This window comes from Methanobrevibacter sp. (assembly GCF_045646205.1).
GTDB lineage: Archaea > Methanobacteriota > Methanobacteria > Methanobacteriales > Methanobacteriaceae > Methanocatella.
Genome location: NZ_JAZRKF010000033.1, coordinates 35,799 through 47,458 on the forward strand (window position 1 = coordinate 35,799; position 11,660 = coordinate 47,458).

The following is an 11,660-nucleotide window of genomic DNA, read 5'->3' on the forward strand; positions in this document are numbered from 1 at the left end:
TTGTTATCATGAACCAATTAAAAAAGAAGATAATCATATGCAACTTCACCAAAACAATATCAAGTGCCGTTTTAACAGCTCTGGCCATCAACATTATCATGACCAATGCCACAAAGTATGCTTTAATCGAAGGACTATTGCCGTTTACATTAGCCATTGTCATTGTAGCATTAATTGACATTTATGAGTTAGATGCGAGAGGGAAGATAAGGACGTTATTGATGATTTGGATGAAAGACTTCAAAAGCTGGAGGAAGCTGATGAAAGGTAAAATCCTAATTGCAGTTCCAACCTTTGAAACCATCAAACCCGAATGCTTCAAAAGCATCTATGGGTTAACTAACCCAAAAGAGTTTAATCTATACTTTGATTATGTTAAAGGCTATGACTGTGCACGTGCAAGAAACGAAATAGCAAAACTTGCAATCAGACATGACTTTGATTACGTACTGATGGTGGATTCAGACGTTAGTGTTCCTAAGGATACTCTTTTAAAGCTATTGGCATGTGATACAGACATTGCTTTAGGATGGTATTTCAAGAAAAGGACAAAAACAGATGAGACTGTCATCTTTGACTTTGGAAAAGACTTTAACAATGAAAACATGATTTATGGGAAATCCTTGTCTGAACTTGATAATCCCTTTGAAGTTAAAGGAGGCGGTCTCGGAATTGCTCTCGTTAATGTTAATGTCTTTAGAAAAATGGCCTATCCATATTTCAAGTATGTAATCTATGATAATGATACAATACTTTCTGAAGACTTGTATTTCTGCAGCGAGGCCAGAAAATACGGAATGAATATCAAATGCAATCCAAATGTAAAAGGTGACCACATATACGAAGTGTTAATGTAAAATAGGTGATGTTAATGTCAAATCAAATAGTTTTATTGGAAGCAAGAAAAGAAGTCACAACATTTCTCCTGGACGATGGAGATATAACATCAAAGGAAGTAGTGACCGAAACCGGCCAGGATATCGGCTATGAATACACTGCTAAGCTATATCCTGAAGATACTGTTGCAATCTCTCCAAATTCACAGATAGGAAAAGAAATGGTTAAAAAATACACCGGCGATAATGATGAAGTGCCGATAGGCATCATCGTTAATGATCCGGTTGTTATGGATAATGGCCACAGAAAAGCCAGTGTGTTAGTGTTAGGTCAATTATACAGACTTAAACTGGCAAGTAATGTCAGTGATATTGCACCGGCCGATAAAATCAAATTAAGTGAAAACGGAGCCATTAAAGATTCTTCAGGCGAATTCTTGGCACTGCATCCGGTAGAAGATTCTGATGAATACAATTACGTTAATTGTTTTAAAATAGCTAGTTCCGGAAGTTCCGGAGAAACTGGTGAGAAAGGTGACACGGGAGACACAGGGCCAGCAGGACCAAAAGGAGATACCGGAGATACAGGAGCAACCGGTGAAACTGGATCGAAAGGTGATACAGGAAATACAGGCGCTACTGGTGAAACTGGAGCTAAAGGTGATACTGGAGCTACCGGAGCAAAGGGTGACACCGGAGATACTGGAGATGAGGGCGAAAGTATTGATGTATACAAAGACAGTGCCCACAGACAGATAATATTTTCAGGTGCAAATACTGAGGCCGTTATTTATTTCAATGAAATAACTGGGCCTAAGGGTGACACTGGTGACACTGGAGCAACAGGAGCTACTGGTGATACTGGGGCTAAAGGTGACACAGGTGATACTGGAGCAACAGGTGCAACCGGACCAGTCAACCTTGCAAGCAGTTTGGACACTACTGATACAACAAATGCAATTAAAAACGCACCGGTAGCTACAGCTATTGAAAACTTACAAACTAGCATTGGAACAATAACATCCACACAAACTGCTAACTTAAATCTATTGGGGAGCTAACTAAATGACTTTTACACCACCTGACTTTTCACAGATTCTAGCCAATGAACAGACAATGAATTCCAGGCTGACAACCTTAAGAAATAACTTAAGAGCAGGTTTAACAGGTGCTGGAATCAGTTATAGTCAATCAGATACCATTAATCAGCTGATAGACAAGTACGAAATTCTTCCGATATTTCAAACGGATGTTAATGTCAATCCGAATACTGCCGGAAAACTTGGAACATTGTATAAGATGGCAAACATCGCTGCAGCATCATGGTCAAGTTCCAACAACGGAAAATATCATGTTGCATATACAAACGACACCACTCAAGACCAGTTCGAAGAGGACGGATGGTACTATACGGCGGCATTCGGCAAATTCATCACAACACCTGGAACATTCTATTACGGTGACAATAACGGATGGAGAATAGAATCAAAATTCAACATTACCGACGGATGGAACGGACTGATGGGAATAGGATTTCTGATTGATGCTAACGGCAGCGAATCAGGAATGGTTAAAGACTATAATGCCGGAGGATATACTGGAACATTCATAGGTTCCGTTGGTGGATATCCTGGAGTATTTTCACTTGATGACGGATGGGGACTTGAGAGGAGTTCAGTGTATGACGAGGACCATGCATTTCCTTCAGGAACAATGATTCTGGAGAAAGGCGATGACTATGAGATGAGCTACCTTTTCAAGGACACAAACGGAAATGAACTGCTGTCTGGAACATGGGATCCCTTTGACACATGGAATTCGGATGAGATAGTCTTTGGTGCATTCGGGTCTGACGGCTACAAATCATATAGCCATACCACCTGCAATGCATGGGAAACCAAAATATATTATGAACCTGAATAGGAGGATGTTAATGTGAGCATAGCAAGCAATGTTATTTTAGAAAACACAAGACTTGGAACTACTCGAACAAAAATCAGAAACAAACTGACGGAGTATAATATCTGGTGGGACAATACACTCACAATATTCGAGCTCGCAGAAAGACTTGCTTTGATGTTTTCAGTGACAATATTGGGCACAGTAAAGTCAAATATAGTCACTCCAGGAGGATTTGAATACAGTGTGACACTGGAAGATGATGGGGTTCCTGTTGACTGGTGGATTAATGGAGTTCATAGTGTTGTTAGAACTGATAGTAACGGAAAATCAGCTGTTACAGTGCAGTATGTTGAAGGAGGTAGTGGAACTGTAGTATGTAAAGTCGGAAAAAAGGATGTCATAAACATTAGCTATTCCTGTGTTCCATTTGAAAGTTTTTCAGATTACGCATGGAACTATGAACCTGAAAACTTTGACATTGTCAAATATCCGACAAGCATTTCACACACATTTGACATTGATGAAGTGAATTATTCGGAAGTGTTTAATCTGGCAAAGGACGTTGGAAGCTCAAGTGTAGCAATGGCAATACCAAAAGTATATGCCAACGGCATTGGAGGGACTAATGGAATCCATATTGAAGTGGCACTTTACCAGAAAAAGGACAGCAATCAGGGATGGGGAGATGCAATAGCTTTAGTCAATTCAAAATCATTAAGCCATTACAGAGACACTAAGATTTTGGAATTGGGAGCATATCCCGGCAAGAAAGGATTGAAATATTCAACATCAGATCATGTAGTAAGGGATTTAAATGTTACAACAGGACAATTGACTTTGGATTCGCAGCTCTATTATTTTGACCTGTATTATGATAATGGTTATGTCAAGGCAACAATAAGGGCCGGGACAACCAATGTCTATACCTATGAAGGAGATGCAAGTGATAAGATAACGTTTGACACTTTCTATCCTGCTGTAATGATTTATGATGCTGGAGGACACATCCAATTTGAAAGCATAGAAGTTGAACCATGGACACATGAGGAGGAATAAAATGGCAGAAACAGAATGGATAGCAATAGGAAGAGTAGTCGGAGATACAGGAGAGAAAGGAGACACCGGCGATGCATTCACATATGAAGATTTCACACCAGAACAACTGGCCGGATTGAAAGGTGAAACTGGTGATACCGGACCGGCAGGACCAAAAGGTGATACAGGTGATAAGGGAGAAACTGGTGAGGCTGGCAGTAAAGGAGACACGGGCGAGACTGGAGCAACTGGAGAGAAAGGAGAACAAGGACCTAAGGGAGATACTGGAGACACAGGAGCTACTGGAAATACTGGACCGGCCGGCGCAAAGGGGGACACTGGAGCTACTGGCATTGGTACTACTATTAAAGGTTCGTATAACACTTACCAAGAATTAATAGCTGCACATCCAACTGGTAATGATGGAGATGGCTATTTGGTTAATGGTTCCCTTTATGTTTGGCTTAATAATGCTTGGGAAAATGTAGGAAACATAAAAGGAGAAAAAGGTGATACTGGAGATACAGGTTCTCAAGGTGTTAAAGGAGATACTGGCGATAGCGGAGCTAAGGGAGATACTGGGGCAACTGGCCCAAAAGGAGATACCGGAGGCACCGGCCAAGGTAGTGATGAAGAAGCAGGATGGAAACTACCAGTTGATGAAATATTGACTACAACAACATTACCTACTGGTGTCAGTGCAGGTTATCGTGTAGCTATTGTAACCAGTTCTGTTATGGCAATTAAAGAGTATAATGGGACATCATGGGAAACAGAATCTCTTGATCCGTATTCAGTGATACCCCTGAAACATTCCGGAAGCATACAGATGTATTTGGCAAAATCAACAGGTCCAGTTTACATGGGTGTTGAATATGGAGTCTTTGGTAAATTTAGGTTCATGACTCAAGCAGCGTATGATGCGTTAAGTAGCTATGATAACGATACAATTTATTTTGTAAGAAGTTCATAAGTGATATTATGGAATTATCTGATGAAATGTTAACAGAAATTAGCTATGTGCAAATCTCAAAGTACCGGACAAAAGTAATGAAATCTTTAGATGGAGATGTTAAAATACCAACTGCCATAGCTAATGATTCTGGGATTAGGACAAACCATATTTCAAAAGTATTATCTGAATTGAAAGCGCATGAACTGGTTGAATGTATTAATCCTGAAGTTAGAAAAGGTAGATTGTATAGATTAACGGATAAGGGTGAAGAAATAGTAAAAGAAATTAAATAAATTAATTTAATGTCCCTACTTACATACATCATTAATAATAACATACTCATATTAATTTTGAAACTTTGTCAATTTGTGTTTGTATTTTATTATGATATCCGATCAAATTATCACTTTGGCATTGGTTTAGAACTTCTAACGAGTCTTCAAAATAATCTAAAGACAATTCATAATCTTCTCTAATCTGATATAACATTCCTAATTGGAATAGTAACAGGATTTTATGAGATTTATTATTTAATTTATTACATAACTCCAATGATTCTTTAGTAACTTTAATTGACTCATCTATCTTAAAAGGATTCTTTTCACACCAGTCTCTATTATTAAGAATTACATCATAATATAAAGAAGGCCTGTCTGATTTTTTAGTTATATCATAATAAAATGAATCAAAAATAGGTAGGGATTTTTCAACTAATGAGCATCCTTCAAAACTGCTAATTTTATCATTACCATAAACTGTTTCTATCCCATTTAAATTAACTTTAAAATACTTTTTACCATTTTTATTAATTGTACGAACATAATGGGGGTTAATTACATTCACATCTTTAAATGCTCCATCACTTTTAAAATCATTAATGAAATAACCAACACCATATAAAAAATAATGTTGCAACAATAATTTTAACTTAGAATTTAATGAAATTTCTTTAATAAATTTATTTAATTCATAATTCATTACAGGATTATCTACTTTTACACCATAACCTTCAGCAATAGTATTTTGGGCATTAATATCAATTAAAACTTTTAAAGAGGGAATATTTTTATATAAATATTCATAATAATGATATTTATTAGTCAAGTTATCATTAAATATTAAAAAATTTCTATCAGCACCAACATCATAAATCCTTTCTGCAATAGAAAAATTCAATTTATCATAATTATCATAAATATAACAAATATGATTTTCTTTATTTAGTTTATTAATGCCATCATAAAGAGTATTAAATAAATTTGTCGAAGATAATGTTGATAAAGCTGTACTAATAACAGAACTAATTGTAGACAATAAAGAGTACTCAGAGCCTCCTGCAAAACTTCCCAAGGTACCAATGTAACTAAATCCCAAGGATATTTTATTGACTGTATCATAACTAAATGATTTATTTTCTTGCATGTTCCCTGCAATATCACTAGCTAAAGACAATTGATTTTTTAATTCTAGAGATGCATCTACAATATCTTTTTCTCTTTTATTATCGACAATTTTTTCTAAACTATTTAATGCATCAATTGCACCGGTGAAATCATAATCATCTAAATCATAATCATTTAATAAAGTATTCATAGGCATTGTTTCATTCATTATTTTTGCAACATCCGAATTCAAAAATGTTTGATCTGCTTTTTCAAAACCATCTGGAATATTTGGATCTTCAAAAATCTTATCTAACTTTAAAATAGATAAATCATCAGCCCAGTACTTTAATTTTGAATTTATCATATGAGTACCATTTAATGATTCTAAAACAGGGTTTGAAAAGAAGTTCGCATAAACATTAGAAAATAAAAAGACCCAATCAAGACGGCCTTGCCCTATTTGTAAAAGGATTTTGAAGAAATCATTTATTTTATTATATCCACAAGCCCAAAGATTTATAAAATTATTAACAGCAACCTTTTTATATTCAAAGTCATCCCCACATTTAGTTTTATCTCCAAACGCAGCCATCATATCCATTGCAGACAATACCATTGGGTCAGAAACACCTAAATCTAAATTTAATAAATTTCCAAAATTAAATTCATCATCTCCAATTATATTAAAAATATCAAGTAATGAATCATCATTGTTATTAATTAATAATCCATGTGCCCTATTAACAACATTGGATATTGGTGGATTATTATATAAAATAAGATCCAGATAATCATTTTCTAATCCATAATATTCAGAATAATTATTTGTTAATCTAAATTTAAATAATCCCTGTCCTTTTAAATCAACTAATCTCTCAACACTCATGCCATAATATTTTTCAAATTCATTTTTATTTTTAAATGGTTTAATATCAATGATGATATTTTTAAAAAAAGGAACTAGTTGGAAAGGTTTTAAATCTACAGAAGAAATAGGATTATAACTAGTGTAAGGTCCATCTAAATTAAAGTCATCATAAAAAATATTTATATCTATCTTTTTATCTGATTTATGTTTTTTTATAAGATTATTTACCCTATCTTGTTCTTTTTTATCCATTTCATTTAATTCTTTAAGTTCCATATTAATCCTCTAAAAAATATCATTTTCAATAGTTTTTATAAATTCATATATATTAACAACATTTCTATAAATTAATAAAGATTCTGCTCTATTTAAAATATCATTATCGTGAGCATATGATTGATTATTTCTAACAGTATTAAATTTATCGAAAATTGAGCCTGTTTGAACTAAAATAGTTTTTGACAAATCAGATTCTAATTTTTGATTAGTAAAATTAGCATAACGTCTAAATATTTGATTTAAACTTTCCTGATTATCATATTCAATATTATACTTATCACATAACTCTTTTACATAATTATTCATTAATGTATGTAATCTATCCAAAGTAAATTCTGGTTTTCCATCAATAATAGATTGATTAATATCTTCAATTAAATTATCGATTTTCTCTTCAGTAGAACCGCTTTCAATTAGATAATCTGCAGTAGTATGTTTGTCTAAAATTAATTTAGCAGAATTTAATTGTTTAACATTTACTTCAAAAATATCGTCATCTAACACTTCTAAATATTCAAGTAATTCTTTTAGTAATTGTAATACTAATTGTTCAGATTCATTATGTAAAAAATATTTTAGAATTTTTCCTTTAGATGACCCACCCATTATTTCTTCAACATGTTGTAAATATTCCTTATCATAAACATCTATGCCCGTTACATCAAATACAAATAGACCAAAATCATTATTATTAAAATCTAAAACATAACCTCCATTTATCAATAATTTTTCAAATATTTTTAATTCTGAATTTGTTAATCTTACCATGAAGAATCATCCATAATAATTTATTTAAAAATAGATTTAATCAATTTTTAATAAATCACTTTCGATAAAATATTAAAATTTAAATCCATTATAATTATTTTAATTAAAATTAATAAAAAGTAATTATCCAATAAACTTCCTATGAGCAATTTTCACGTTATTTTGATTTACCATTGCATACTGCATTGTTGTATCAATTTGAACATGGCCTAAAAGTCTTTGAACTTGTTCTATTGGCATACCTTTATCAATAGCATTAGTTGCCATTGTTCTTCTGAATTTATGTGGGTGTACTTTTTTGATATTAGCTTCACGGCCTAATTCTCGTATTCTACGTTCTACTCCATTTATTCCCAATCGATTATATGGTTTTTTAAATGCAACAAATAATGCAGGATTATCATCATTTCTAGATTCTAAATATTTTAGCAAATGAATTTTTGTTTTTGCATCAAAGTAAACTATACGTTCTGAGTCACCTTTGCCTAATACTACACATTCTCGTTCATTAAATAAAACATCATCAATATTCAAGTTTACAAGTTCACCTACACGTATACCAGTTGAAGCTAAAAGTTCAATCATGGCTAAATCCCTTATGTTAGTACAAGAATCTCTTAAAATTTCAAAATTCTCATCACTAATTACTTCTTTGACAACTTTTTTGGTTTTAATTTTACGGATTCTTCTAACTGGATTTTTTAAAATATAATCCTCATCTTCAAGCCAACTGAAAAAACTTGATAGTACTCTCCTAACATTATCAATAGTGCTTTTAGATGCATTGTTTTTACCTTTATAATCTGCAAGATAATTTCTTAAATCATCAGTAGTAATATCTTCAATTTTAAGACCAACTCCATCAAGCATTTTAAAAATAGTGGTTCTGTAATAAGCTATTGTACGATTAGAACAACCTTCCACTCTTTTAGCAGAAAGAAATGCATCCAACAAATCCTGATTTTCTTTGGATTCAAATATTGATAATTTTAAATCCTTTTTGATTATCTCAAAATCATTAAAAACAGTTATCAATACATTTTCTAATTCATCAGTCTGATTTTCATCTAAAAAAGTTTCCATTTTGGTTTTTATCAAATTAATTAATTTAGCTTTCATAAGAAATAATTTATATTTTATCTAATTTTGAAATTTTAATTAGAATATAATCTCCGATTTAATGGATTTAATGAAAATTGGAATGAAGATAAATTTGAAAATATTTTCGATATAAAAAATGGATTAAACAAAGGTAAAGACTATTTTGGGAAAGGTATTCAAATTTTAAACTATATGGATGTTAATAATTATGAATTAAATACTGAAAATACAATTAAAGGTTTAGTTGAATTAAATGACGAAGAAATTAAAAGGTACTCTGTAAAACCAAATGATTTATTTTTTACTAGAACCTCAGAAACATCAGAAGAAATAGGGTTAACAAGCGCTTATGTTGGAAAAGAAATAAAATGTGTATTTAGTGGATTTTTGTTGAGAGCAAGGCCAAAAATGGATGTAAATTCATTGTTTTTTGCATATTATTTTAGATCACCAAAGCAACGCAATAATATTATAAAATTTAGTTCTATAACAACAAGAGCATTAATATCTGGTGGAAATTTATCTAAAATGAAAATTAAGTTTCCAAATATTGGAGAACAAAATAAAATTACCAAATTATTCTTAATTTTAAATAAAAAGATTGAATTATTAGAAAAGAAATATCAATATTATCAAGATTTCAAGAAGTATTTGATGCAACAAATTTTCACACAGAAATTAAGATTTGCAGATAATGAAAATTGGAAAACTGTAAAATTGGGAGATGTATGTAAGATTACCATGGGACAATCTCCATCTTCAGAGAATTATTCAGAAAATAATTTTCATACAGTGTTGATTCAAGGAAATGCAGATATAATTAATGGTAAAGTTGTACCTAGAGTTTATACATCTGAAATTACTAAAATTTCAAAACCTGGAGATATTATTATGACTGTTAGAGCTCCTGTTGGTGATTTGGCTATAAACGAATTCGAATCCTGTATTGGGAGAGGAGTTTGTTCAATAGAAGGAAATAAATTTATCTATTATCTTTTACAGTCATTAAAGGACAATCATGTTTGGGAAAGATTATCACAAGGAAGTACATTTGAATCAATTAATTCTAATGACATTAAAAATTTAAAAGTTAAAATGCCTTCAGAAGAGACTCAAAATACAATATCTCTCTTCTTAACAGAAATTGATAGTAAGATAGAATTATATGAAATTCAATTTTTAACTTTTCAAAAATTAAAAAAAGGTTTACTCCAACAAATGTTTGATTATGTGCACATAATTCTTAATTTATCGTCTTGACTTGAAAATATTCTTTGCATTAAATATTTTTTAAAGTCTTGATAATATTGGCATTTTTTTTCTAACATCTCAATTTTGTTATCAATAGCCGAAAATAAATTAGATATTTTATTTTGTTCAGATAACTCTGGAATATTAATGGGTATTCTTTTAATTTCATTTTTACTAATTTCTAAAAATGTAGACCCTGATGATCTCCTTAAAAATTCATTTTTAATTGTTGAAATTAAATAATAAATAAACTCATTATCAACATTATTTTTTGTAATCAAAGACTGAAAACCTTGATTTGTGGAACATTCAGTTAAAGCAATGCTTATCTCTCCAACAGTTGCTCTTGAAGATAGTAATATAGTATATTTTGGCAATAGTTTAGCAGAACTATTTTTTAAACCATTATCGGAGATATGTCTTTCACTATCAAAGATATATTTTGTTTTACCAATTTCTGATGCAGTAAACCACTTTATTTCACCATTCCAATACTCTTCAACCTCAGTTTTTGGAGTTCCCCCACCTACAACTTCAGCAATTTCGCCAATTCTTGTGGATTCCCAAACTTTGGTAAATCCACTAAATCGGAGTTGGTAAAATAATTTTATTATATGTATTGTTAAAAATATCAAATTTTTTTATTAAATAAAATAAAAAATGAATTATTATTAAAAATTATTCATAATTAATAAAAAATTTAGCAATTAAACAAACATTTGTTGGAGTAAACCTTTTTTGAGATTATTGTATTTTATAATCTTATTTTCATATAGTTCCAGTTTATTATCAAAAGACCTGAAAAATTGACTTATTTTCTTTTGTTCGGCTAAACTTGGATATTTAAATTCTAATTTTTTAATAATATTTGCTGAAAGGTTTCCTTGTCCCCCTTGAATATATTTTTGGACAATTTGATCTTTATACATTAAAAAATAACAATATTGGAAATAATTGTCCATATTATTGTCTATTTTTAAAACAGCTTGATTAATTGCACCATCAATTTTAGAAATTGCTACTTCACCACTTGTAGCACCATATAATGCTAATAATAAATCTCCTTTTTGGACTCTCTTTGCAGATGAATTTTTTAATGCATCTTCAGTTATATATTGTTCAGTAACATTATTATTAATCTCACCAGATTTAATAAATGGAATATTACCTTCGTAATACTCTTTTTTTGAAGTAGAAGGGGTTCCACCAGAATAAGTTTCACTGATATCTCCGATTTTATAAGGTATCCATTCATCTTCAAACTCTGCAAATCTTAATTT

General features: G+C 31.4%; 12 protein-coding genes and 1 pseudogene. 8 read left to right on the plus strand and 5 right to left on the minus strand.

Translation table 11 applies throughout. From position 1 onward, the window contains the following. The first annotated feature begins 8 nt into the window (after positions 1-8). Genes ACKI44_RS06915 through ACKI44_RS06940 form a run of 6 tightly spaced genes read left to right on the plus strand, consistent with a single transcriptional unit; the run spans position 9 to position 5,021 of the window. Positions 9-857, plus strand: coding sequence for a hypothetical protein (locus ACKI44_RS06915; protein WP_407422848.1), 849 nt, complete (start codon positions 9-11; stop codon positions 855-857). 14 nt (positions 858-871) lie between these two features. Continuing rightward, on the plus strand, positions 872-1,897 hold the full coding sequence (locus tag ACKI44_RS06920) for a hypothetical protein (protein ID WP_407422850.1): 1,026 nt from the start codon (positions 872-874) through the stop codon (positions 1,895-1,897). A 4-nt stretch (positions 1,898-1,901) separates the two neighbouring features. After that, positions 1,902-2,759 carry a hypothetical protein gene (locus ACKI44_RS06925; protein ID WP_407422854.1) on the plus strand — a complete coding sequence of 286 codons (858 nt, stop codon included), beginning with the start codon at positions 1,902-1,904 and terminating at the stop codon, positions 2,757-2,759. A 12-nt stretch (positions 2,760-2,771) separates the two neighbouring features. Then, a complete protein-coding gene (locus ACKI44_RS06930; protein ID WP_407422856.1) occupies positions 2,772-3,794 on the plus strand; it encodes a hypothetical protein in 1,023 nt (340 codons plus the stop codon). Position 3,795: 1 nt separating this feature from the next. Then, the gene (locus ACKI44_RS06935) at positions 3,796-4,746 is read left to right on the plus strand and encodes a hypothetical protein (protein ID WP_407422858.1); all 951 of its coding nucleotides are present in this window, start codon (positions 3,796-3,798) and stop codon (positions 4,744-4,746) included. A gap of 8 nt (positions 4,747-4,754) precedes the next feature. Beyond that, a complete protein-coding gene (locus tag ACKI44_RS06940) occupies positions 4,755-5,021 on the plus strand; it encodes a winged helix-turn-helix domain-containing protein (protein ID WP_407422860.1) in 267 nt (88 codons plus the stop codon). Positions 5,022-5,067: 46 nt separating this feature from the next. Here ACKI44_RS06940 and ACKI44_RS06945 read toward each other — a convergent pair whose 3' ends face one another. The 3 genes from ACKI44_RS06945 to xerA all read right to left on the minus strand — a co-directional run bounded on the left by ACKI44_RS06945 (position 5,068) and on the right by xerA (position 9,147). Next, positions 5,068-7,257 carry a tetratricopeptide repeat protein gene (locus tag ACKI44_RS06945; RefSeq protein ID WP_407422862.1) on the minus strand — a complete coding sequence of 730 codons (2,190 nt, stop codon included), beginning with the start codon at positions 7,255-7,257 and terminating at the stop codon, positions 5,068-5,070. A 9-nt stretch (positions 7,258-7,266) separates the two neighbouring features. Then, a complete protein-coding gene (locus ACKI44_RS06950) occupies positions 7,267-8,028 on the minus strand; it encodes an abortive infection family protein (protein ID WP_407422864.1) in 762 nt (253 codons plus the stop codon). 123 nt (positions 8,029-8,151) lie between these two features. After that, the gene (gene xerA / locus ACKI44_RS06955; RefSeq protein WP_407422866.1) at positions 8,152-9,147 is read right to left on the minus strand and encodes a site-specific tyrosine recombinase/integron integrase; all 996 of its coding nucleotides are present in this window, start codon (positions 9,145-9,147) and stop codon (positions 8,152-8,154) included. Positions 9,148-9,228: 81 nt separating this feature from the next. On the opposite strand from xerA, the pseudogene ACKI44_RS06960 reads away from it, so the two are divergent. Next, a pseudogene (locus ACKI44_RS06960) lies at positions 9,229-9,741 on the plus strand (restriction endonuclease subunit S); the annotation flags it as partial. A gap of 42 nt (positions 9,742-9,783) precedes the next feature. Beyond that, on the plus strand, positions 9,784-10,389 hold the full coding sequence (locus ACKI44_RS06965; RefSeq protein ID WP_407422875.1) for a restriction endonuclease subunit S: 606 nt from the start codon (positions 9,784-9,786) through the stop codon (positions 10,387-10,389). On the opposite strand, the gene ACKI44_RS06970 is transcribed toward ACKI44_RS06965, so the two are convergent. Together ACKI44_RS06970 and ACKI44_RS06975 are read right to left on the minus strand one after the other, a co-directional pair. After that, positions 10,356-11,015, minus strand: a complete 660-nt coding sequence (locus tag ACKI44_RS06970) for a restriction endonuclease subunit S (RefSeq protein WP_407422868.1) — start codon at positions 11,013-11,015, stop codon at positions 10,356-10,358. The two genes, ACKI44_RS06965 and ACKI44_RS06970, sit on opposite strands and share 34 nt — an antisense overlap. 72 nt (positions 11,016-11,087) lie before the next feature. Beyond that, positions 11,088-11,660, minus strand: a 573-nt coding sequence (locus ACKI44_RS06975) for a restriction endonuclease subunit S (protein ID WP_407422871.1), incomplete at its 5' end; no start/stop codon positions are given.